The organism is Acidovorax sp. sif0632, from assembly GCF_019218805.1.
GTDB lineage: Bacteria > Pseudomonadota > Gammaproteobacteria > Burkholderiales > Burkholderiaceae_C > Acidovorax > Acidovorax facilis.
Window position 1 is genome coordinate 1 of sequence record NZ_JAHUWW010000007.1, and the last position, 20,879, is coordinate 20,879.

General features: G+C 65.3%; 23 protein-coding genes. 13 read left to right on the top strand and 10 right to left on the bottom strand.

Annotated features, from left to right (window positions below):
* Both KW832_RS19820 and KW832_RS19825 read left to right on the top strand, forming a co-directional pair.
* Positions 1-1,721, top strand: a 1,721-nt coding sequence (locus KW832_RS19820; RefSeq protein WP_218301399.1) for a hypothetical protein, incomplete at its 5' end; no start/stop codon positions are given.
* Between the two features lie 45 nt (positions 1,722-1,766).
* Positions 1,767-2,012: a hypothetical protein gene (locus tag KW832_RS19825; protein WP_218301398.1), complete on the top strand. Its 246-nt coding sequence runs from the start codon at positions 1,767-1,769 to the stop codon at positions 2,010-2,012.
* Positions 2,013-2,260: 248 nt separating this feature from the next.
* On the opposite strand, the gene KW832_RS19830 is transcribed toward KW832_RS19825, so the two are convergent.
* The 6 genes from KW832_RS19830 to KW832_RS19855 all read right to left on the bottom strand — a co-directional run bounded on the left by KW832_RS19830 (position 2,261) and on the right by KW832_RS19855 (position 8,996).
* The gene (locus KW832_RS19830; protein ID WP_218301397.1) at positions 2,261-3,034 is read right to left on the bottom strand and encodes a class II aldolase/adducin family protein; all 774 of its coding nucleotides are present in this window, start codon (positions 3,032-3,034) and stop codon (positions 2,261-2,263) included.
* Between the two features lie 188 nt (positions 3,035-3,222).
* Positions 3,223-3,948: an Ig domain-containing protein gene (locus tag KW832_RS19835; protein ID WP_121421766.1), complete on the bottom strand. Its 726-nt coding sequence runs from the start codon at positions 3,946-3,948 to the stop codon at positions 3,223-3,225.
* Positions 3,945-5,564 (bottom strand): tail fiber domain-containing protein, encoded by a 1,620-nt coding sequence (locus KW832_RS19840; protein WP_218301396.1) that lies wholly within the window; start codon positions 5,562-5,564, stop codon positions 3,945-3,947. Before KW832_RS19840 ends, KW832_RS19835 begins: the two co-directional genes overlap by 4 nt.
* Before the next feature lie 110 nt (positions 5,565-5,674).
* On the bottom strand, positions 5,675-7,294 hold the full coding sequence (locus tag KW832_RS19845; RefSeq protein ID WP_218301395.1) for a tail fiber domain-containing protein: 1,620 nt from the start codon (positions 7,292-7,294) through the stop codon (positions 5,675-5,677).
* A gap of 164 nt (positions 7,295-7,458) precedes the next feature.
* Positions 7,459-7,923 carry a carboxymuconolactone decarboxylase family protein gene (locus tag KW832_RS19850; RefSeq protein WP_121508892.1) on the bottom strand — a complete coding sequence of 155 codons (465 nt, stop codon included), beginning with the start codon at positions 7,921-7,923 and terminating at the stop codon, positions 7,459-7,461.
* Positions 7,924-8,069: 146 nt separating this feature from the next.
* Positions 8,070-8,996 (bottom strand): RNA polymerase sigma-70 factor, encoded by a 927-nt coding sequence (locus KW832_RS19855; RefSeq protein WP_218301394.1) that lies wholly within the window; start codon positions 8,994-8,996, stop codon positions 8,070-8,072.
* 155 nt (positions 8,997-9,151) lie between these two features.
* On the opposite strand from KW832_RS19855, the gene KW832_RS19860 reads away from it, so the two are divergent.
* The 3 genes from KW832_RS19860 to KW832_RS19870 all read left to right on the top strand — a co-directional run bounded on the left by KW832_RS19860 (position 9,152) and on the right by KW832_RS19870 (position 10,710).
* Positions 9,152-9,607 (top strand): DUF4087 domain-containing protein, encoded by a 456-nt coding sequence (locus tag KW832_RS19860; protein ID WP_255577862.1) that lies wholly within the window; start codon positions 9,152-9,154, stop codon positions 9,605-9,607.
* A 139-nt stretch (positions 9,608-9,746) separates the two neighbouring features.
* Positions 9,747-10,154 carry a VOC family protein gene (locus KW832_RS19865; protein WP_218301393.1) on the top strand — a complete coding sequence of 136 codons (408 nt, stop codon included), beginning with the start codon at positions 9,747-9,749 and terminating at the stop codon, positions 10,152-10,154.
* 187 nt (positions 10,155-10,341) lie between these two features.
* A complete protein-coding gene (locus KW832_RS19870; protein WP_218301392.1) occupies positions 10,342-10,710 on the top strand; it encodes a VOC family protein in 369 nt (122 codons plus the stop codon).
* A gap of 31 nt (positions 10,711-10,741) precedes the next feature.
* Here the strand turns inward: KW832_RS19870 and KW832_RS19875 are convergent, their stop codons facing one another.
* The 4 genes from KW832_RS19875 to KW832_RS19890 all read right to left on the bottom strand — a co-directional run bounded on the left by KW832_RS19875 (position 10,742) and on the right by KW832_RS19890 (position 13,077).
* On the bottom strand, positions 10,742-11,020 hold the full coding sequence (locus KW832_RS19875) for a YkgJ family cysteine cluster protein (protein WP_121421772.1): 279 nt from the start codon (positions 11,018-11,020) through the stop codon (positions 10,742-10,744).
* A gap of 79 nt (positions 11,021-11,099) precedes the next feature.
* Positions 11,100-11,711 carry an NADPH-dependent FMN reductase gene (locus KW832_RS19880; protein WP_218301391.1) on the bottom strand — a complete coding sequence of 204 codons (612 nt, stop codon included), beginning with the start codon at positions 11,709-11,711 and terminating at the stop codon, positions 11,100-11,102.
* 110 nt (positions 11,712-11,821) lie between these two features.
* Positions 11,822-12,349, bottom strand: coding sequence for a DUF1772 domain-containing protein (locus KW832_RS19885; protein WP_121508891.1), 528 nt, complete (start codon positions 12,347-12,349; stop codon positions 11,822-11,824).
* Positions 12,350-12,402: 53 nt separating this feature from the next.
* Positions 12,403-13,077 (bottom strand): Crp/Fnr family transcriptional regulator, encoded by a 675-nt coding sequence (locus tag KW832_RS19890; protein ID WP_255577863.1) that lies wholly within the window; start codon positions 13,075-13,077, stop codon positions 12,403-12,405.
* Positions 13,078-13,154: 77 nt separating this feature from the next.
* Here KW832_RS19890 and mnmG point away from each other — a divergent pair, with 77 nt between their 5' ends.
* The 8 genes from mnmG to KW832_RS19930 all read left to right on the top strand — a co-directional run bounded on the left by mnmG (position 13,155) and on the right by KW832_RS19930 (position 20,873).
* Positions 13,155-15,134 carry a tRNA uridine-5-carboxymethylaminomethyl(34) synthesis enzyme MnmG gene (gene mnmG, locus KW832_RS19895; RefSeq protein WP_218301390.1) on the top strand — a complete coding sequence of 660 codons (1,980 nt, stop codon included), beginning with the start codon at positions 13,155-13,157 and terminating at the stop codon, positions 15,132-15,134.
* On the top strand, positions 15,131-15,808 hold the full coding sequence (rsmG, locus tag KW832_RS19900) for a 16S rRNA (guanine(527)-N(7))-methyltransferase RsmG (protein WP_218301389.1): 678 nt from the start codon (positions 15,131-15,133) through the stop codon (positions 15,806-15,808). Before mnmG ends, rsmG begins: the two co-directional genes overlap by 4 nt.
* A gap of 108 nt (positions 15,809-15,916) precedes the next feature.
* Positions 15,917-16,531, top strand: coding sequence for a LysE family transporter (locus KW832_RS19905; RefSeq protein WP_055402191.1), 615 nt, complete (start codon positions 15,917-15,919; stop codon positions 16,529-16,531).
* Positions 16,532-16,567: 36 nt separating this feature from the next.
* Positions 16,568-17,380, top strand: a complete 813-nt coding sequence (locus tag KW832_RS19910; protein ID WP_218301388.1) for a ParA family protein — start codon at positions 16,568-16,570, stop codon at positions 17,378-17,380.
* A gap of 34 nt (positions 17,381-17,414) precedes the next feature.
* Positions 17,415-17,957, top strand: coding sequence for an alpha/beta hydrolase (locus KW832_RS19915; RefSeq protein ID WP_218301387.1), 543 nt, complete (start codon positions 17,415-17,417; stop codon positions 17,955-17,957).
* Positions 17,958-18,027: 70 nt separating this feature from the next.
* Positions 18,028-18,324, top strand: a complete 297-nt coding sequence (locus KW832_RS19920; protein ID WP_010465108.1) for a cupin domain-containing protein — start codon at positions 18,028-18,030, stop codon at positions 18,322-18,324.
* Between the two features lie 38 nt (positions 18,325-18,362).
* Positions 18,363-19,280, top strand: coding sequence for a ParB/RepB/Spo0J family partition protein (locus tag KW832_RS19925; protein ID WP_055402181.1), 918 nt, complete (start codon positions 18,363-18,365; stop codon positions 19,278-19,280).
* A 237-nt stretch (positions 19,281-19,517) separates the two neighbouring features.
* Positions 19,518-20,873, top strand: a complete 1,356-nt coding sequence (locus KW832_RS19930; protein ID WP_218301386.1) for a hypothetical protein — start codon at positions 19,518-19,520, stop codon at positions 20,871-20,873.
* Positions 20,874-20,879: the final 6 nt, after the last annotated feature.

The window sequence follows — 20,879 nt, forward strand, 5'->3', positions numbered from 1 at the left end:
ACCTGGGGGCCAGTGAGGTGGATGCGCAGGGGCTGGGCCTGCGGCCAGGGCTCGGAGGACAGGGGCTGCAAATCTCGGGCGAAACGCTATCGAACTGGAGCGACGAAATCGACGGCGGCATCGCCCTAAACGGCAGCATGGCCCCCGAAACGCAAGCCATCACCGAAGCAGTGGTGGGCAAGGGCCAAGGTCCGCTGGCGGCATTGGCAACGGCCGGACTGGACAAGCAGCAGCAGATAGCGGCCTACGGTCAGTTGCTGGCTAGCGGTCAGATACAGCTCAACGCGCAGGGCGTGCCCATCGTGCAGCCGGGGCAGGTGCTGCAGTTTGATCTGTCGGACACAAGCGCGGCGCAGCTGGGCGGGCGGGCCATTGCGGTGGAGAGTGCGGGGCGGGAGGCGCTGGCCCAGCAAGCCAGCGCAGCAAGCCAAGGCATGAGTCCCGAGCAGGCCGCTGAGATCTACATGCGATACGGAGGACGCTCTGCCAGCTACGCAGGCTTGGAGCCCAACTGGAGCGGCCGCATGGTGGACGTACCAGGGGGTGCGGTAGACGCCCTGGGCAACCCCACCGGCATGCCCGAGCAAGTCTGGGTCAGTGACAAACCATCGAGCAGTTGGTCGCAAGGCGTAGGCAATGCACTACAAACCGGCGCCATGCTGATAGACGGAGCTGTGCAACTGGGAGTGAATGGCACCATCAACGGCATGCTGGCCCGCCCCGCCAGCGGGCTGGCGGCGCTGCCCGCATTGTTCATCAACGGCACAGAAGCCTACACCGCCATCCAGGCAGACCTGCAAGAGCGCATGAGCCTGCAAAGCAACAACCCTGGGGCCATCGCCATCCAGCAAAGCCTGGGCCAGATGCTGCAGCCCGTGGGACAAACCCTGGACCAGCTGAGAACCGCCAGCGAGAACCGGTTCGGTGATGGTTGGACGACGGCGGGCTTCACGGCTGCGCAAGCGGCGTTGGAAGTGGGTGGGTTCTTGGGCGGCGTAGCGGCCATCCCTGGAGGTCGGGCTGCACTGTACGGGCTGGGGGACAGCATCCAGGGGGGATTGAATACACTGGTGGATGCCATGCCGGTGGGGTCCGGGGATGCTGCGCGCAGGGGCGCGGCGTCGCAGGTGGGGGCTGTGGGGGATTTGGAGAGGCTGAGGGATACCCACAAGACGAACGATGTGTCGCGCTCATACGGTAGCAATGAATTGGAACGGCATTTTGTTGGTCCGCAGCGCCCAATTAGTCGACAGCGTTTAGATATGTTAACTGCGCATCCTGATGCGCACTCAATTGAGCGTCACGGCGGCTCAGTCACAGATCCGCAGCTGATGTATAGATCGCTAACTGGGATTGCCCCCGATGGGCATGTGAAGATTGATGGAAAGAGCGGTAAGGTCATCTTGCCCCCTATGTCTTCCGCTTTCCATTCCGATCAACTTTTAGCTTACGCCGATGATGCCATTCGAAACAACGGCACTTTGGCCACAAAGATCACTCAGAACCCTGGGGCTCAGTATGTAACGCTAACTCCAGAGGATGTCGGTGATCTTGGTTACAACTTGGGGCGAGGTTATGCCCGTATCGGTGGCAGTAAGCTTGATCCAACATTGCAAGGGGCGCCGAAGTTGATTGAAAACCTCAGGAGCGTTCAGGCTACTTATGGGTTCAATCCGCTCACAAATCGGTGGGAGCCTGTGACAATTTTCCCTGCGAGATAACGAATGAATCAATATCCAGTTCTCAAGAATCTACTGGTTTCCATCATGTCGGTAGATGTCGGCTTGTCGCAAGAGCGTGAGGAGGCGGCTTTGGTGGCTTCTCTGGCAAACGGAGAGTATCGTCAGAAAATTCGCCACGAGTTAGAGGCTGCATTTCTCGATGAGGATTTTTCCTGGATGAACCTGCTCGACAATGAAAATTATTGTGTCTTTCCGGCTGACTCCGAGGAAGAGGCAAAAGAATACGTCAAGGCACGACTGTGGAATAGGATAGTTGCGATGGAGTCTTGATCTCGGTCTGCTAGTTTTTTGCTAGCGGGCATCGCCTGATGGACCTCCCAGAGGCTTTATTGCTTGTCGCATCTCGGACGACCATATGGGCGCTTACATACCCGGGGCAAAACTGCCCAATTTCTCATTGCGCCACCAACCAGCCCACCTCGCACAACCAGACCCATGTTAGTGAGGCCCTCCGCGCCAGCGTATTGACGCCATCAAGGGGTATTTACCTCACCCGCTGTCGGGGGCTGTAGGACGTCTCAGGTATTCCAGCCTGGCAGGTCGCGCTGCACCTTGCGCAGTAGTGCAGGCCAGGCAAAGGCGCCGCCCAGGCCGCCCGTCTGCACACGCATGGCCTGGGCCACGCCGCTCACGATCTGGGGGTTTACGGCGATCAACTCGCCACCTGCCTGCGCGTCGATCTGAATGCGGCAGGTGTTCTCGAAGGTGTACATCGAGAGGAACGCGTCGGCAATCGTCTTGCCCACGGTGAGCAGGCCGTGGTTGCGCAGCATGAGGAAGTTGGCCTCGCCCAGGTCGGCCTGCAGGCGTGGCTTTTCTTCGTCGCGGAAGGCCACGCCCTCGTACGCGTGGTACGCCAGCGAGCCCAGCACGAAGGTACTTTGCTGGCTGATGGGCAGCACGCCGCCCTTCTGGGCGCTGACGGCCACACCGGCACGCGTGTGGGTGTGCAGCACGCAGCCGGCTTCGGGCCGGGCCTCGTGCACGGCGCTGTGGATCACAAAACCGGCCGGGTTCACGGGGAAGGGCGAGTCGTGCAGCTTGTTGCATTGCATGTCCACCTTGATCAGGCTCGATGCCGTGATCTCGTCGAACATGAGGCCGTAGGGGTTGATGAGGAACTGGTGCTCGCCCGGACCCGACACCGATTCGGGCAGTTTGGCGCTGATGTGGGTGAAGACCAGGTCGCTCCAGCCGTACAGCGCAACGAGCCGGTAGCACGCGGCCAGGTCGCAGCGCAGCTGCCATTCTTCGGGGCTGACGCTGTCTTGCAGCGAAGGGATGTTAAGCATGGGGTGTCTCCGATGGTGGGGGTAGGACACCCACTGTAGGGCGGTAGGGCGGGCGAGTCTGTCAGGCAGGCTACAGGTGCTTCGCTTTTTGTGAATGCTATGAAAATAATAGCTTCCTAAGTCCATCCATTAAGCGCCAGGGCCGAATTTTGTTCAAATTCCTGTGCCCTGGGGCCCAGCCCGGTCTATCAGCGCCCGTGTCCTTGCTGCTGCCGTATCTGGCGCCGCCCCAGCCAGCCCAGTCCCAGGGCCGCCAGCACCAGCATCCATGGATCGTTCACCGGAATCCCCGTGGAGAGGGCCATCACTTGGAGGTTCAGTGTGATGGTGGAGGACAGGCCGTTGGCGTCCGTGACCTGGATGACCAGGACATAGAGTCCCGGTGTGGTCGGTGTTCCGCTCAGCAGGCCGTTGGGCCCCAAGGTCATGCCCGGGGGCAGGGGGCCGGAGTTCACGGTGAAGGTGTAGGGGCCGGTGCCGCCGGTGACCTGGATCTGTCCACTGTAGGCGGTGTTCGCGACCAGCACGGGCGGAGGGGTGATGGTCAGCGCACCTGTCACGGTGCCTGCACCCAGCAGGTCCAGCTCGCGCCCCAGGGCGTCGGACACCGTGATGGTGAAGCTGTAGGGCGCCGAGCTGGTGGGCGTGCCCGTGAGATCGCCCGTGCCCGACAGGCTCAGGCCCGCCGGAAGAAGCCCTGCGCTGACGAGGAACTGGTAGGGCGCCACACCATCGCTGCCGACAAAGGTCACGCTGTAGGGCACGCCCAGCGCGGGGGTGGGAATGCTGGACGGGGTAACGGTGATGTCCTGCGCGGCGGCGCTGGCGGCCCACAGCACCAGGCTGGCAACGCCGAGCCATGTGGTGAAGCGGCGCAAGCCGTGGCGCAGTGCCTGCGCTGCGCGGGCCATCATCGCGCGCTCCCGTTTTTGCGTGCGAGCTGTTGCTCCAGGGCCGAAAGGCGTTCCGCCAGGGCCATGAGTTCTGCATCCTTGGCGTCCAGCTTCTGGTGGAGGGCCTGGACCGTGGCGGCCGCAAGGCCGGCGACATCGCTGGGCGCAAGCGTCCGGGGGCTGGCGCCCACCTGAAAGCGCTGGTGTACATCCTCGGCCATGGGCCCCAGGTGCAGGCTGGCATTGAGATCGCTCAGATAGCGCCAGGCATACAGCGGCAGGTTCAGCACTTCGCCAAGGACTGCATGGACCGGGGCCGGGCTGATGTCGTGTTTGAGCGTGCGGCTGGAGCCCTGGCTGAGCGTGCCGGCCACCACCAGGCCCCCGCCTGCCTGCATCGACAGCGCATTGCTGCCACTGCCGCTGGGCGCCAGGCTGAAGGCCGAAGCCGTAGCGTGTTGCGTCCAGTACGCGGTGCCTGTGCCATGTGCAAGCCGCGCAGCGATGGCGCCGTTGTTCTGCAGCTCCATCTGCACGCGGGGCAGGGCGGTGGCGCTGGTGTTGTCCACCAGCAGGGCTCCGCTGCCGTCCGCGCGCCGCAGGTGCAACGGGGCAGCAGGGCGCGGCGTGCCCAGGCCCACGCTGCCGTTGCCCGCAATATCAACGCTGGCATGTGGCGCCCCCGGCCGGATGCGCAGGGGAAGGAGGGAGCCTCCGGTGACATCGCGCACGAAGAAATTGGCTTCGTTGCCCGCCACATCCCAGGTCTGGGCTGTGTAGCCGTCAGTGTTGTTCTGCTCTTGCCGCAGCGCCGGGGTGTTGGAGGACAGCACATGCAGATCAAGCACGGGTACGCCGGTGCCCACCCCCACGCGCCCTTGCGGGTCCACAACCAGGCTGTTGGCGGGCGCTCCGGCCAGCCAGCGCACGGGGGTCAAGCTGCCTGTGACATCGTCGATGCCGAGGTAGCTGGCCCCGCCGCTGGCGCTGTCGTTGGCGATGATCTGCCAGTCGTTGCCGGGAAACGCGCCCGCACTGGTGTCTTCAAACTTGATGCGCAGGTTGTTTTCCTTCAGGCGCAGGGTGTCGAAGCCAAAGCTCTCGTTGTTGACGCAGTCAAACCCCATGCAGATGCTGCCTTGCACGATCTGGTCGTCGGCGACCAACTGGTCTTTGGTGGCAAGGCGGAGGGTGCGGGCGGCCTTTGAAGATGGGGCGGACTGCGCGGCGGGGCCGTCGGCTGTATCCCCTTCGCCCGGGGGCAAAAGTGCGGGTGGCAGCACAAACGCACCGCCCGCCACCGACACGTTGCCGGCCAGCATGGCGCCCCTGGGCCCGGCAGCGCTGGAGGCACCCACGGGGTTGGCCGCCACGGGGGTTGCATCGTCGGGCCGCACGGCAGCGGTGGTGGGGGCCAGCGTCAACTCGTAGGTGTAGCGCCCGTCGGGCAAGGGATGGTCTTGCAGCGACAACACCAGCGGGCCGGACAGCACCAGGTCCTGGGGCGCATCGCCCTCGCGGGCGATGCGCAGCACGGCGCGGCCATGGGGTGCGGTGGGGGTCCACTCCAGCCGGGTGGCCTGAAGCCGTGCCGCAATGGCGGGGGGCTGCACTTCGCTGCCGGTTTGTGCGTGCACGAGGGGTGGGCTCAGCAGGGATGCCAGGGTGGCGGCAACCAGGGCGGCAGCGCGCGGCCGCAGCCTGGTCAGGAGGGGCAAGCAATGGTGGGCAGGCATGTTGGCAATCCCTAGCGTGCTGCGGGCGTGGCGTTCTTGGTGGGCACGCCCGAAGCGCCCGGAGCGCCTGTTGGGGCCATCTGCGCTTCGAGCAGGGAGATGCGGGCCCGGATCGCGGCGATGTCTGCCTCGCGCTCGTTCACCTTGCGGGCCAGCGCCTGCACGGCGCCCAGGGTCACGCCGGCCAGATCGCCGGGGGCCAGGCTTTTGTCGTCCTGCCCCAGCTGGAAGATCTTGCGGAAGTCCTCGGCCATGGGGCCGACGTGGCGCTCTTGTGTGGGGCTGGATTTGTAGCGCCAGTGGTAGAGCGGCAGGGCCAGCACCTTCTCCAGCAGGGCGGCGCCATTGACCGGCTCGATGCCGGTCTTGAGCGTGCGGCTGGAGCCTGTGCTCAGGGTGCCGGTGATTGCCAGGTTGCCGTTGGCCGCCAGCGTGAACTGGGGGGTGCCAGCGCCCTGGGTGGCCAGCGTGAGCGCGGTGCCTGATGTCATGTCCCAGCCCGTGGCCGGTGCCGTGGTAAAGCGCAGCACGGCAGGCCCGTTGTTGGCCAGATTCAGCAGTGTGCGCGGGGCCGTTGTGCCGCTGGTTTCCTGCACCAGCACCTGGGCCGTGCCATCGGTGCGCCGGACGTGCAGCGCCGCGCCGGGCGAAGCGGTGCCTATGCCCACTGCGCCGGAGGCCGCAATGTCCAGGCTGCTGGTGGGCGCGCCGGGGCGAATGCGCAAGGGCAGGCGCGAGCCGTTGGTGACGTCGCGCACGAAGAAGTTGGCCTCGTTGGCGCCGATGTCCCAGGTCTGCGCCGTGAAGCCGCCTGCCGACGACTGCTCCAGCCGAATGGCGGGGGTGTTGCCGGTCAGTGTGTGCACGTCCAGCACCGGCGTGGCAGTGCGCAGGCCCAGCCGGCCCGTCGAGCTGACGTACAGGCTGTTGCTGGGGGCGCCAGCACTGACGGTGAAGACCTGGCGGTTGGCCGTGGCATCCTCGACCGTGAAATACGATGCCCCGCCCGAGGCGGTGTCATTGACACGGATCCGCCAGTCGTTGGCCGGAAAGGTGCCAACGCTGGTGTCGTCGAAATGAATGCCGAGGTTGTTTTCCTTGAGCCGGAGCGTGTCAAAGCCAAAGGATTCGTTGTTGACGCAATCAAAGCCCGCGCACAGGCTGCCCTGCACGATCAGGTCGTCGGCCACCACCTGGTCCTTGGTGGTGAAGGTGCTGCCGGTCTTGGTGGGCAGCACAGGGGCGCCTGGCTCGGTCGCATCCACCGCCAACTGGCCCTGAATGACCACGAACGAGCCCGCCGTGATGCGTTGCTGCATCGTGGCCTGTGCCTGGGCGGGGTCCATGGCCGCAGGGGGCTCCAGGCTCAATTCATAAAAATAGCGGCCATCGGCCAGCCCTGCACGCTGGGGCTCCAGCACCACGGGGCCGCGCGCAAACGGCAGGTCGCTGACCGTGCCATCCGGGCGGGCCAGCCGCAGCTTGGCAGCGCCGTGGGGGGCCGCAGCCGTCCAGGTGACGCGATCAGCCTGGCGCGTGGTGGAGATGGCCTGGGCCGGGGATTGGGCAGCACAGGTGGCAGCCGCGAGGGTTGCCATCAGGGCGATGGTGGCTCGGTACAGGGGTTTCATGGGGCTTTCTCGAAGGTGGGCAGGGGCTGCCCAGGGCGCCAATATGGCCATTGCCGCCCGCAGAACCAGCGGCCCATCAGTGGCGACGAGTCTGGCCGAGCGATGCCAGATCGTCAATCGAGTAATGCCAGGGGTCGCGCTGCGGAAAAGCCCTGCGCCTGTGCTCAGCCCGCTTGCGGAATCGGCGCCCGCATGCCCGCGTTGATGAGGTTCCACGCGTTGATCACGCCAATGGCAAAGCCCAGTTCGGAGATTTCCGCTTCGTTGAACACCGCCTGCAGCTTGGCGTATTCCTCGTCGCTCGCATCGCTGTGGGGCGTGGCGGTGATGATCTCGGCCCAGCGGAAGGCGGCGCGTTCGCGCTCGCCGAAGAACGGCGCCTCGCGCCACCCCGCCACGGCGTTCAGGTGGCGCGGGTCCATGCCGTCCTTGACCAGGTAGGTCCAGTGCATGTCCATGCAGTATGCGCAGCCGTTGATCTGCGACACGCGCAGAAACACCAGCTCGGCCAGGCGCGCGCCCAGCGGGCCCTTCTTGATGGTTTCGGAAAGGCTCACCAGGCCCATGAAGGCTTTGGAAGACAGCTTGTGATAGGGCAGGCGGGCGGTGTGTTGGGTGGTCGATGACATGGCGGTTCCTTGGATGTAGGTGGCAATGGTTCGGGGTAGAAAAACCTTGGGCATGAAGGCGGCGGTGGTGTTGCTGCCTTTCATACTGCTTAGACGTTGCCAGGTCTGCCGTTGTGACACTGGGCGCCAAAAATCCTCAAGGGATTTCACCCCAGCGTGGCCGGGATGCCCGCCAGCTTGTCCGGATTGCGCACCGCATAGATCGCCACAATCCGCTCCCCGTCCGTCACAAATGCCTGCGCCGATTCAAGGTGGCCATCCACATAGCGCAGCAGCCCCGGCTCGCCATTGATGAGCGCCATGCGGTACGCCACCTGCGCACCCAGGCGGCGGAACAGCGCCCAGTACAGGTTGGCAATGCGAAACGGCCCCACCAGCGGCTTGGGGAAGGACGGGACCTTGCCACCGCCGTCGCCAATCAGTTGCGCGTCTTCGCTCAGCAGCGCCTCGATGGCGCTGCGGTCGCCACTTTTGGCGGCCAGCATGAAACGCTGCAGCAACTGGTGGTGCACTGCGTGGGGCACCTCAAAGCGTGTGCGCGCTTGCTGCACGCGTTCGCTGGCGCGGTGCACCATCTGGCGGCAGGCGGCCTCGGTTTTGCCCAGCTGGGCGGCGATCTCGGGGTAGTCGTAGTCAAACACCTGGCGCAGCAAGAATGCAGCGCGCTCCTCGGGCCCCAGGCGCTCCAGCACGTACAGGAAGGCCACCGACAGCTCGCCTGCCAGTTCGGCGGCTGCCTCCGGCGTGTTGTGGTGTTGCGCGTCGCCGGTGGTGTGGTCGCGCAGCTCCACCAGCGGCTCGGGCAGCCACCAGCCCACATAGGCCTCGCGCTCGGCCTTCAGTGCCCGCAGCCGGTCGATGGACAGCCGCGTGACCACCGTCACCAGCCAAGCCTCGGCCGACTGCAGCGCGGTGGGGTCCTGGCGGCTCCAGCGCAGCCAGGCGTCCTGCAGCACGTCCTCGGCATCGGCGCGCACGCCCAGCATGCGGTAGGCAATGCCGAAGAGGCGGGGGCGCAGGGTGGTGAAGGGGTCGGTGGCGGGTGGGACGGTGGATGCGGGCTGTGTGGTCATGGTGGTGTGCGTGAGAGACCTGCGGGTCTTTTACAGACGTTGGAGGTCGCGGTCTTGTGACAAGGTCCCCACAGTCGCTTTTGTTTTGATAGCTGCCAGCGCTTGCTGTATAAGCGCTAGAAGCACTTTTGACCTGAAATGGAAAGGATGCAGAGATGGCAGCTTTGTACGCAACCCAGCGCGCGCAAGCAACCCCGCGCGTGGGCCGGATGGGGAACGGCGCGAAGGCGGCGGCAATGCTCTTGTTCGCGCTGGTGCCCTGGGCGACCCCGGTCCAGGCCCAATCGCAAACACCGCTATCCGCCGCTGGTGTTGCCCAGCCGCTGGAAAACCGCTGCGGCTGGTTTCACAACCCCACCCCCAACAACGCCACCCTGACCGACCGTGATGGCGAGTGGGTGGTCTCCACCCAGGGTGGAGACAGTGCCGAAGGCGACTGGCCCGTGTTCACCGACGCGCAGTGGAAGGAAACTAATGGCCACTATGGCTACGGGTGTGCGTGCATGAAGGTGGTGGTGGACCGCAGCGACGGGCGGGTGCTGCGCATTGCTTCGGCGACGGCGAAGCCGTTGAAGGCGTGCCGGGAGGACCGGGCGCTGCCGAAGCCTTGAAGAAGGAAGGGAGTGGCAGTTGGCGGTGGGTGTGGCATTGCCATCAAGCCAAATTCCAGGCCAAAAAACACGGTCCTTCCACGTGGGTCTTCTTGTTGCGGTGGCTATAGTGAGGCCGCGCCCACCAACCACCCCAGTTATGAGCATTCATCTGCGAATCGCGCGCCCCGTGCTGGACCTTTGCCGCACTGTCGCCCAGTACCAGCAAGGCCTGGGCTTTGAAGAACTCGCCCACTTTGCGGACCACGATGGCTTCGATGGAACCATGCTGGGTTTCCGCGACGCGGATTTCCACTTTGAGTTCACCGTCTGCCGCCGGCACCCAGTGACGCCGCAGCCAACGCCCGAAGATCTGTTTGTCTTCTATGTGCCCGATCATCAGGCGTGGACGGAACGTTGCCAGGCGATGCGTGGCGCTGGCTTCAAGGAGGTCGAATCGTTCAATCCGTACTGGAGCCAGCAGGGCTGCACGTTTGAGGATGCGGACGGGTACCGGGTGGTGATTCAGCGAGCTGCATGGCGCAGTCCTCTGACTCCTCAGAGTTAGCTTGCGTAGGCTATGGGACCAACTATCAATCAGATTCGCAATGTATTGCGAATCTGATGGCTGCAGGGGCCGTTACCCAAGACTGAAACCAAAAGCCAATGGTGTAAATAGGCAGCCCATCATTGCTTCGCCGTGCGCAAGAGTTCACAGTGCTGGTTCCTATTTCACTCACTCCAAGGAGAGCACCATGCCCCACGCGTTGAACTGGTTTGAGATTCCCGTGACCGACTTCACCCGCGCCAAGACTTTCTACGAGACGGTGTTGGGCATCACCATTGCGCCGATGGAAATGGGCACGACCAAAATGGGCATGTTGTCGACCGACCCCACCGCCATCGGTGGCGCCCTCGTGCAGGGCGAGGGCAGCATGCCCTCCCAGAACGGGACGATGGTGTACCTGAACGGCGGTGTTGACCTGGCCCCGATGCTGGCGCGCGTAGCGCAGGCGGGTGGGGCGGTGGTGGTGCCCAAGACGGAGATTGGCAACGACTTTGGCTTTTTTGCCCATTTTGTGGACACCGAGGGCAACAAGGTTGGGCTGCACTCGATGAAGTAGTGGGTACCCCGCCCGATGGAAACAGGACCGCCTACGCCACCCGTTCGCCAACACTTCCCGGCTGCGTGAGGCGCTCCAGCCGCGTTAGATACGCCAGCGCCTGCCCATTGCTGGTTCCGCACATTTCCACCGACGGCATCAACCCGCCGCACACCGCCGGTCGCTCAGGCTGCCCAAAAATGCGGCAGCGCGCATCGTCCCCCAGTTGAACGCACCGCACCCCCGCAGGTTTGCCCTGCGGCATGCCCGGGATGGGCGAGCTGATGGAGGGGGCGGTGCAGCAGGCGCCGCAGCCAGGGCGGCAGTTCATGGGTGGTTGCTATTGTTTGCGTAGCTGCTAGCGCTTGTCGGGCAAGCGCTAGAGGCCAATTTGACTCAAATTTTGGCGTTCACTGGCCAGCGGCAGCATCGCCGTGCAGGCGGCTGGATGCCCACAGCACCTGGTCGACCACGGCGCGCACGCGGTCGCGGTGGGCTTGCTGGATGAGGGCGCCGCTGTCGTCAAACGCGCTGCCCGCCGAGCCCAGTGCAAACGCCTTGGGCGCCAGCCAGCATTCGGCGTTGATGAGCAAGGGGGCCAGATGGCTTTGCGAGCGCAGGCCGCCCAGTGCCCCCGGCGACGCGCTGAGCATGCCCACCACCTTGCCGCGAAAGCTCTTGCCGCCGTCCTGCCAGTCAGGGTTGCCTTTGACGGGGCTGGAGGCCCAGTCGATGGTGTTCTTGAGCAGGGCGGTGTAGCTGCCGTTGTACTCGGGCGAGCAGATGACCCAGGCGGGGTGCTGCCACAGAATTTCTTTGAGCCGGATCACGTCGGCGGGCGTGCCCTGGGCTTCGAGGTCGGCGTTGTACAGCGGGATGTCGAACTCGGACAGCTCCAGCAGCGTGACGGTGGCGCCCGCGTCGCGTGCGATGGCGGCGGTGGCGTGGGCCAGTTTGCGGTTGAAGGATTGCTGGCGCGTGCTGCCGGCAAAGATGAGGAGGGAGGGAGTGGTGTGTGGCATGGTGCCTGCGATTGAATCACAGGCGTGCGGCAGGAATCCTGCAAGCGAGGCAGGCCGGGCAGGGTTATTCCGTGGTGTGGCTGCACGGTGTTCGGGGCGGATGTAGCGATCTACGTGCCGCGACCGGCAAGCCGCCCCACCAGCGTCCCCAGCGCTGTGGCAAAGCAACCCAGGCTGAGCAGCGCACGCCACAGGTTGGCGGCATTCCACTGGTCACGCACTTTGGCCCAGTCGGCGGGCAGGGCCTTTGGGTTCCAGGCTTCTGTTGTGTAGTTCAGGGGCAGGTTGACCTGCTGGGTGAAGAACACAATGCCCAGCAGGTAGGCCACGCCGACCACGGCCAGCAGGCGCCACCACAGTGTGCGGTGTTCACGCCAGGCCGTAGCCACGGCCAGCGCGCACCACAGCGGTGGGCCAAAGAACAGCGCAAAGAACAGGGCGTGCCGGACGTTGCGGTTGAAGGCGGACTGCACGGTGGCGTAGGTGGCGCCGTCCATCTGCAACATGGCCAGGTTGACGTTGGCGCTGTAGGTGCCGAAGAACCCGGCCATGAGGCCGAGCCACAACACGGCGAGGGCGTGCGGGATGAGGACGAGCAGGGCAGGCGGCGGGTTGTGGGGGCGTGGGATGGTGGTCATGGCGGGCATGTAGAACGATGCCCGCAGTCTGCCGATGCCCCGCACCCCGCGCCTTATCCTTTGATAAGCCCCATCTCGCTGCGCAGGCGCGACAGAGAGACATCGGTCACGCCCAGGTAGGACGCGAGGTGTTTGAGGGCGATGCGATCCGCCCACTGCGGGTGCTGCTCCAGCAAACTGGCGTAGCGCTGGCGGGCGCTGAGCTGCAAGAACTCCTGTTCGCGTTGCATCTTGCCGTCGAGCAGGGCGCAGAGCACCCGGTGCTCCAGCGCGTCCCACGGTGCCCAGCCCGCGCTGGGCAGTGGGTCACTGGGATGGGTGGGCAAGGGCAGCGCCCACACCACGCTGTCTTCCATCGGTTCCACGTGAAACATCACCGGCTGCTGGCGCAGTGTGGGGGTGATGGGCCAGCACAGGGCGCCGTCCAGAAAGAAGTTCTTGTTGGACTCGGCCCCGTCGCGGTCCAGGTAGTACAGCCGCAGGGCGCCGCGCTCCACCCACCACAGGTGCCGCCAGTGTTCGCCCGCCCGCAGCAGGGGCTGGCCACGCTCCAGCAAGCGCCGTTCGGCGCGTACCCACCAGGTCTCCACGGCCGGAGGCGGGACGCCAAGCAACTCGGTCAGGAAGAGGGTGAGGGGGCTGGAAACAGACACGGCCTGCACAAAGTGGGAAAATCGCGGGTTGCCTGCTGGGGCGCCAAGTGCGCCCGCCACCAGCAGGGCCGGCATGCGGCGCCTTTGACAGGGTGCCCGCGTGCACCGGGTGTTTTGATTATCGGGCCCGCCAGGCCCCGGAGTGTCCCCCCATGTTGTATCCCCAGGAATTTGATGTGATCGTTGTCGGCGGTGGCCATGCAGGCACCGAGGCCGCGCTGGCCGCTGCGCGCATGGGCAGCAAAACCCTGCTGCTGACCCACAACATCGAGACGCTGGGCCAGATGAGCTGCAACCCCAGCATTGGCGGCATCGGCAAGGGGCACTTGGTGAAAGAGGTGGATGCGCTGGGCGGGGCGATGGCGCTGGCCACGGACGAGGGCGGCATCCAGTTCCGCATTCTCAACAGCTCCAAAGGCCCTGCCGTGCGTGCCACGCGCGCCCAGGCCGACCGCATTCTGTACAAGGCCGCCATCCGCCGGATGCTGGAGAACCAGCCGAACCTGTGGCTGTTCCAGCAGGCGGTGGACGACCTGATGGTGGAGGGCGACCGCGTGGTGGGCGCCGTCACGCAGGTGGGTATCCGGTTCCGCTCGCGCACGGTGGTGCTCACCGCCGGGACGTTCCTGGACGGCAAGATCCACGTGGGGCTGAACAACTACGCGGCGGGCAGGGCGGGTGACCCGCCTGCCGTGTCGCTGTCGGCACGCCTCAAGGAGCTGAAGCTGCCCCAGGGCCGCCTGAAGACCGGCACGCCGCCCCGGCTGGATGGGCGCAGCATCGACTTCTCGAAGTGCACTGAGCAGCCCGGCGACGGCATGCCCGGTGGTGTGAACGAGGGCACGGTGCCCGTGTTCAGCTTCATGGGCAACGCAGAAATGCACCCGCGCCAGATGCCTTGCTGGGTGACGCACACCAACGAACGCACGCACGAGATCATCCGCAGCGGATTTGACCGCAGCCCCATGTTCACCGGCAAGATCGAGGGCGTGGGCCCGCGCTACTGCCCGAGCGTGGAAGACAAGATCAACCGCTTTGCCGACAAGGACAGCCACCAGATCTTCCTGGAGCCCGAGGGGCTGACCACGCACGAGTTCTACCCCAACGGTATCAGCACCAGCCTGCCATTCGACATCCAGTACGAGCTGGTGCGCAGCATGAAGGGGCTGGAGAACGCGCACATCCTGCGCCCCGGCTACGCCATTGAGTACGACTACTTCGACCCACGCTCGCTCAAGAGCAGCTTCGAGACGCGGCAGATCCAGGGCCTGTTCTTTGCAGGGCAGATCAACGGCACCACCGGTTATGAAGAGGCGGCGGCCCAGGGCCTGTTCGCAGGCATCAACGCCGCCCTGCAGTGCCGGGGCGACGCGCCCTGGCTGCCTGGCCGCGACGAGGCCTACCTGGGCGTGCTGGTGGACGACCTGATCACCAAGGGCGTGACAGAGCCCTACCGCATGTTCACCAGCCGGGCCGAGTTCCGCCTGCAACTGCGGGAGGACAACGCGGACATGCGCCTGACGGAAGCCGGTCGCAAAATGGGCCTGGTGGATGACGCCCGCTGGGATGCGTTCAGCCGCAAGCGCGATGCTGTTTCACGTGAAACAGAACGCCTAAAGGCCACGTGGGTGAATCCGCGCAGCCTGCCTGCGGCCGAATCCGAGCGGGTGCTGGGCAAGAGCATCGAGCATGAATACAACCTGTTTGAACTGCTGCGCCGCCCGGACGTGAACTACACCAACCTGATGTCCATGGATGGTGGCAAATACGCGACCAACGATGTTTCACGTGAAACGCTGGGCGATTTGAGCGAACCCGTGGTGGAGCAGGTAGAGATTGCCGCCAAGTATTCGGGCTACATCGACCGGCAACGGGATGAGGTGGGGCGCGCCGCGCACTTTGAAAAGCTGCGCCTGCCTGCCGAGCTGGACTACATGCAAGTCACCGCCCTGAGCATCGAAGCCCGCCAGGTGCTCAGCCGCCACCGGCCCGAAACCCTGGGCCACGCCTCGCGCATCACGGGCATCACACCGGCGGCGATCTCGCTGCTGATGGTGCATCTCAAGAAGGGCGGGTTCAAGGAGTTTGCGGTGGCTGCGGCTGCCAAGGCAGAAGGGGAAGTGGCGGCATGACGATGGCAGTGACAAACGACAGCTTGCGCCAACAGCTGCAGGCAGGGGCCGATGCCTTGGCCCTGGGTCTGACCGACGCCCAGATTACCCTGTTGATGGATTTTCTGGCCCTGCTGCAGAAGTGGAACAAGGTCTACAACCTGACCTCGGTGCGCGATCCGCAGGAGATGATGACGCACCATCTGCTGGACAGCTTGGCCGCTGTGCCGCCGCTGCGCCGCCATGTTGCTGTGCTTGCAGGGGAGGGCCACCACGCTGTGCGCTTGCTTGACGTCGGCTCGGGCGGAGGTTTGCCCGGTGTGGTGTTTGCCATCTGCTGCCCCGAGGTGGACGTGAGCTGTGTGGACACGGTGGGCAAGAAGGCGGCGTTCATCCAGCAGGCCGCGGTGGCGCTGAAGCTGCGCAACCTGCATGGCGTGCACGCACGGGTCGAGACGCTGACGACCCCCTTTGACATCATCAGCTGCCGCGCCTTTGCCTCGCTACCCGATTTTGTGACCTGGTCGCGGGCTGCATTGGTAGCGCCGCACGGGGTCTGGCTGGCCATGAAGGGCAAGCACCCCGAGGATGAAATTACGGCCCTGCCCACCGATGTGTCGGTGTTTCACGTGGAACAGCTCACCGTCCCAGGCCTCGACGCCGAGCGCTGCATCATCTGGATGAAGCCGGTCTGACCGTCGGCCGCTAGCTTGTTAGCGGCCGGGGCGGAGTGGTCGCGTAAACTCGGCACCTCACTTCGGGTGCATCCATCTGCGCACCCGTCCAGCACACCGGGAGAGATCATGTTCGGCATCGCAGACTACGGCGCCTTTGTCGCCGCCATTGTGTTGTTCCTGCTCATTCCGGGCCCCGGCAATCTGGCGCTCATCACCTCCACCAGCAAGGGCGGGGTGCGGGGCGGCCTGGCGGCCACGATGGGGGTGATCGCGGGTGACCAGGTGTTGATGTGGGCCGCGGTGGCCGGTGTGGCGGCGCTGCTGGCCACGTACCCCACAGCGTTCAATGCAGTGCAGTGGTTGGGCGCGGCCTACCTGGCCTGGCTGGGCTTCAAGATGCTCACGGCCAAACCCGGCGCACAACCCATCCTCAACATCCAGCCGCGCCACTACTTCAAACAGGCCGGCCTGATCACCTTGCTCAACCCCAAGGCCATCGTGTTTTACATGGCGTTCTTTCCTCTATTTGTGGACCCGGCCCGGCACCAAGGGTTGCTGACCTTTGGCGTGATGGCGGCGACGGTGGCGGTGCTGACGTTTATCTATGGGCTGGTCGCCGTGCTGCTCACGCACCACCTGGCCGAGCGCATGCGCGCCAACCCGCGCATCGGCCGCGTGCTGGAAAAGGTGGCGGGCGTCTTTCTGATCGGCTTTGGCATCAAGCTCGCCATCTCCAAATAAAACAACGACAACAACAACACGGACTGCAACACCCACATGGCCAAAATTTTCTGCGTTGCCAACCAAAAGGGTGGCGTTGGCAAGACCACCACCACCGTCAACCTTGCTGCGGGCCTGGCCAAGATCGGCCAGCGCGTGTTGATGGTGGACCTGGACCCGCAGGGCAACGCCACCATGGGCTCGGGCGTGGACAAGCGCAGCCTCGACCTCACGGTGTACGACGTGCTGCTCGAATCCGCCTCGGTGAAAGAGGCGGCCGTGTTGTCGGACAAATGTGGCTACTGGGTGCTGGGCGCCAACCGCGAACTGGCCGGGGCCGAGGTGGAACTGGTGGCGCTGGAGCACCGCGAAAAGCGCCTCAAATCCGCGCTGGCGGAGGCCGATGGTGACTACGACTTCGTGCTGATCGACTGCCCTCCGTCGCTGTCGATGCTCACCCTCAACGGCCTGTGCAGCGCCCACGGCGTGATCGTGCCCATGCAGTGCGAGTACTTCGCGCTCGAAGGGCTGACCGACCTGGTCAACACCATCAAGCAGGTGCACGCCAACCTCAATGCCGACCTGCAGATCATCGGCCTGCTGCGCGTGATGTTCGACCCGCGCATCACCCTGCAGCAGCAGGTCAGCGACCAGCTCAAGGGCCACTTTGGCGAGAAGGTGTTCAACAGCGTCATCCCGCGCAACGTGCGCCTGGCCGAAGCGCCCAGCTACGGCTTGCCCGGCGTGGTGTTTGACCCGGCGGCCAAGGGCAGCCAAGCCTTCGTCGAGTTTGCGCAAGAGATGGTGGACCGCGTGAAGAACATGCCTGCTGCTGCATCTTCCATGGCAAAAATGGCACCTGGCGCTTGATGGAAAAGCGCTAACAGCTATTAAATTGATAGTAATGAAGGCGTCCAACATCCTGTTGCTGCCCGGCTGGCAGAACTCTGGCCCCGACCACTGGCAAAGCCGCTGGGAGGCTGTGCACGGCTACCAGCGCGTGGAGCAGCACGACTGGATGCGTCCGCTGCGCGGTGACTGGTCGGCGCGCCTGGAAGAGACCGTGGTCGATGCCGACGGCCCCGTGGTGCTGGTGGCGCACAGCCTGGGCTGCGTTCTCACCGCGTGGTGGGCTGCGCATTCGGCCAACGCGCACCGCGTATTGGGTGCGTTGCTGGTGGCACCGGGCGATGTGGAGCGGCCCGATCTGGCCGCGCAGATCCACGGCTGGGCGCCCATTGCACGCAAGCCCCTGCCGTTCCCTGCCGTGCTGGTGGGCAGCCGCAACGATCCGTATTGCAGCCTGGAGCGCGCTGAGGGTTTGGCGCAGGCTTGGGGCGCTCGCTTCATCGACTACGGCGAGCGCGGCCACATCAATGCCGAATCGGGCCTGGGCGATTGGGACGAGGGGCACGGCTGGCTGATGCAGCTGGCCAACCCGGCATGAGCCGCTGGGCCTTGTGGCGCGTGGTGCGCCGTGTAGCCGTCAGCTACCAAATTTCTCAGTGATCCGATCCATGACCAAAATCAACCTGTCCGCCATCGCCGACCAACTGCCCCGCGCCTGGAACTCCACGGTCGTGGGCCAGGCGGCAGGCGCCAATCTCAAGGTGCTGCGCATGGACGATGCCGCCTACCCCGACGAGTCGCACGACTTTGACGAGGCGCTGCTGGTGCTCGACGGCTGCATGCGCCTGGACCTGCAGGGGCAGGTCACCGAGGTGAATGCGGGCGAGGTGTTCATCGTGCCCGCGGGGGTGCCCCACGCCGTCGCGCCCGGCAGCCATGGCACGCTGGTCATCATCGACCGCTGAAGAATCTTTCCCCCATTCCTTTTCGCGAGAAGCATTTCATGGTCACCAAAAAACCCAAGGGCCTCGGCCGAGGCCTGGAAGCCCTGCTGGGCCCCAAGGTCGAAGAAAAAGTGGAGCAGGCCCAGGCGGCCGAAGCCGGGCTGCCCAGCAGCCTGCCGCTGTCCGAGCTGGTGCCCGGCGTGTACCAGCCCCGCACGCGCATGGACGAGGGTGCGCTGTACGAGCTGGCCGAATCCATCAAGGCCCAGGGCATCATGCAGCCCATCCTGGTGCGGCGCCTCACGGGTGGCGACAACGCGGGCAAGTACGAAATCATCGCGGGCGAGCGGCGGTTCCGCGCCTCGCGCCTGGCGGGCTTGGCCGAGGTGCCGGTGCTGGTGCGCGACGTGCCCGACGAGTCGGCGGCCGCCATGGCGCTCATCGAGAACATCCAGCGCGAAGACCTCAACCCGCTGGAAGAAGCCCATGGCCTGCAGCGCTTGGTCAAGGAGTTTGGCCTCACGCACGAACTGGCCGCGCAGGCCGTGGGCCGCTCGCGCAGCGCGGCCAGCAACCTGCTGCGCCTGTTGAACCTGGCCGAGCCCGTGCAGACCATGCTGATGGCCGGCGACATCGACATGGGCCATGCGCGCGCGCTGCTGTCGCTGGACCGCGCTGCGCAGATCACGGCGGGCAACCAGATTGCGGCCAAGAAGCTGTCGGTGCGCGAGGCCGAAGCGCTGGTCAAGAAGATCGGTGCCGAGTTCAGCTTGGTGCCGCAAAAGCCCCAGAAGGAAAAGTCGCGCGACATGAAGCGCGTGGAAGAAGAGCTCTCAGACCTGCTCATGGCCGAGGTCGAGGTGCGCGTGAAAAAGCGTGTGAAACGCCATGGCCGGGTGGAGGACATGGGCGAGTTGGCGATTCAGTTCGGCTCGCTCGAAGCTTTGAATGGCTTGATCGACCGCCTGCGCGGCTGATCGACCGCTGGTCCGGGGCGCGGCGCTGTCGCCGCGCAAACATGCGTGAAATAGCGCACACAAACGGTTTCCACAGGTAACTTGCGCAGGCAAAATGCGTCTGTGCGGGGCCTACACTGCGCTGCGTTCAACACACCCGGGTTGACCGCAAGGCCTCTTCACAGGGCGGCGAAGGTGCCGCCCTGTGGCCCACGATGGTTTGCCGGGTGATCCATGTATCTCCTGGAGCAGACCCCCATGACCTCTTTGCGCTTCGTCCTGACCCCCGCCTGCCTGGCCATTGGCCTGTGCATCGCCAGCTTGGGCGCCCAGGCCCAAACCACCAAAGCCCCCAAAGTCCAGCTGTGGATGGATGTCTCCACCGGCACCATGGCGGGCATGCCTGAGATGGACAGCCTGCCCGGTGGCGGCGGCATGCTCGGCGGCCTGATGGGGGGGATGGGCGGTGGCGCGCAGGGCAGGGCGGGTGGTGGTAACACGTCCTATGGCCACGCCCGCGCCATGTCCATCATGCCGCCGCGTGTCATCGACATCGCCTTGCACAACACCCTGCGCCCCGGCGTCGAAGCCAGCCAGGCCATACCACCTGGCATGCGCATGGGCGAATCCCTTCCGCTGATCCCACCCCGTGCCCAGCCCACCCAGACCGAGCCGGGCGAGGTGCCGCAGGAATACCAGCAGCACCAGCCCAAGGGCCGCATCCTGCTGTACTGGGGCTGCGGCGCCTCGGTGCGTGCGGGCCAGCCGCGCGTCATCGATCTGGCGCGCGCCAAGCCGACCGACTACGCACAGGCGTTTGCCGGCCGCGCCGTGCCCGACCGGGGGCCGCGCGTGGGCCCGGCCTATGCGCTGTACCCCAACGAACGCAACCAGATGAGCCTGTCACGGGACAGCTCGCTGGTGGGCGAACACCAGGTGCGCGGCGACGGCGTGCCTGCCTCCATGAAGTTCACGCTGGGTGCGGCACAAGACCTCATGCCCGCCATCGACCTGCGCACCACCGGCAAGCCGCAGGACAGCATGGGCACCAGCTGGCAGCCCGTGCGCAATGCGCGCGCCTACTACCTGCACGCCATGTCGCAGAGCGGGGACGACCTCATCATGTGGTCCAGCGCCGAGACGCCCGACACGGGCATGGGCCTGTTCGACTACCTGTCGCCCGCCACCATCGACCGCTGGCTCAAGGAGCGTGTGCTGCTGCAGCCCGAAACCACGCAGTGCGCCATTCCGCAGGGCATCTTTGCGGGCGGCGGGCGTGACGCCACGCCCATGCTGCGCATGATGGCCTATGGCGGCGAAAGCCACATCGTGCACCCCCCGCGCCCGGCGGACCCCAAGGCCGCGTGGGAGCCCGAGTGGGCCGTGCGCGTGCGTGTGAAATCACACACCATGGCCATGCTGGGCGAGGAGATGCAGGGGCGGCGCGGGGGCATGGGGGCTGCTCCGCCGGCCGCTTCGGGCGGTGCCTATTCGAGCGGCATGGGCGGTGCGCCGACCGGCCAGCAGCCCGCTGGCGACGGCGGTGCGGAATCCGGCAATGCGGGCAACGTGGTGAACCCCGTCAACCTGCTGCGCGGCATTTTGGGCCGTTAAGAACCC

Excerpts from the sequence above, each read along its gene's own strand:
- KW832_RS19890 (WP_255577863.1), bottom strand. The coding sequence starts at position 13,077 with ATGCCGGCCCTGCTGGTGGCGGGCGCACTTGGCGCCCCAGCAGGCAAC.
- KW832_RS19930 (WP_218301386.1), top strand. The coding sequence starts at position 19,518 with ATGACCTCTTTGCGCTTCGTCCTGACCCCCGCCTGCCTGGCCATTGGC.
- KW832_RS19860 (WP_255577862.1), top strand. The coding sequence starts at position 9,152 with ATGGCAGCTTTGTACGCAACCCAGCGCGCGCAAGCAACCCCGCGCGTG.
- KW832_RS19855 (WP_218301394.1), bottom strand. The coding sequence starts at position 8,996 with ATGACCACACAGCCCGCATCCACCGTCCCACCCGCCACCGACCCCTTC.
- KW832_RS19865 (WP_218301393.1), top strand. The coding sequence starts at position 9,747 with ATGAGCATTCATCTGCGAATCGCGCGCCCCGTGCTGGACCTTTGCCGC.
- KW832_RS19850 (WP_121508892.1), bottom strand. The coding sequence starts at position 7,923 with ATGTCATCGACCACCCAACACACCGCCCGCCTGCCCTATCACAAGCTG.
- rsmG (WP_218301389.1), top strand. The coding sequence starts at position 15,131 with ATGACGATGGCAGTGACAAACGACAGCTTGCGCCAACAGCTGCAGGCA.
- KW832_RS19835 (WP_121421766.1), bottom strand. The coding sequence starts at position 3,948 with ATGATGGCCCGCGCAGCGCAGGCACTGCGCCACGGCTTGCGCCGCTTC.
- KW832_RS19905 (WP_055402191.1), top strand. The coding sequence starts at position 15,917 with ATGTTCGGCATCGCAGACTACGGCGCCTTTGTCGCCGCCATTGTGTTG.
- KW832_RS19920 (WP_010465108.1), top strand. The coding sequence starts at position 18,028 with ATGACCAAAATCAACCTGTCCGCCATCGCCGACCAACTGCCCCGCGCC.
- KW832_RS19910 (WP_218301388.1), top strand. The coding sequence starts at position 16,568 with ATGGCCAAAATTTTCTGCGTTGCCAACCAAAAGGGTGGCGTTGGCAAG.
- KW832_RS19915 (WP_218301387.1), top strand. The coding sequence starts at position 17,415 with ATGAAGGCGTCCAACATCCTGTTGCTGCCCGGCTGGCAGAACTCTGGC.
- KW832_RS19925 (WP_055402181.1), top strand. The coding sequence starts at position 18,363 with ATGGTCACCAAAAAACCCAAGGGCCTCGGCCGAGGCCTGGAAGCCCTG.
- KW832_RS19870 (WP_218301392.1), top strand. The coding sequence starts at position 10,342 with ATGCCCCACGCGTTGAACTGGTTTGAGATTCCCGTGACCGACTTCACC.
- KW832_RS19830 (WP_218301397.1), bottom strand. The coding sequence starts at position 3,034 with ATGCTTAACATCCCTTCGCTGCAAGACAGCGTCAGCCCCGAAGAATGG.
- KW832_RS19875 (WP_121421772.1), bottom strand. The coding sequence starts at position 11,020 with ATGAACTGCCGCCCTGGCTGCGGCGCCTGCTGCACCGCCCCCTCCATC.
- KW832_RS19885 (WP_121508891.1), bottom strand. The coding sequence starts at position 12,349 with ATGACCACCATCCCACGCCCCCACAACCCGCCGCCTGCCCTGCTCGTC.
- KW832_RS19825 (WP_218301398.1), top strand. The coding sequence starts at position 1,767 with ATGTCGGTAGATGTCGGCTTGTCGCAAGAGCGTGAGGAGGCGGCTTTG.
- KW832_RS19880 (WP_218301391.1), bottom strand. The coding sequence starts at position 11,711 with ATGCCACACACCACTCCCTCCCTCCTCATCTTTGCCGGCAGCACGCGC.
- mnmG (WP_218301390.1), top strand. The coding sequence starts at position 13,155 with ATGTTGTATCCCCAGGAATTTGATGTGATCGTTGTCGGCGGTGGCCAT.
- KW832_RS19845 (WP_218301395.1), bottom strand. The coding sequence starts at position 7,294 with ATGAAACCCCTGTACCGAGCCACCATCGCCCTGATGGCAACCCTCGCG.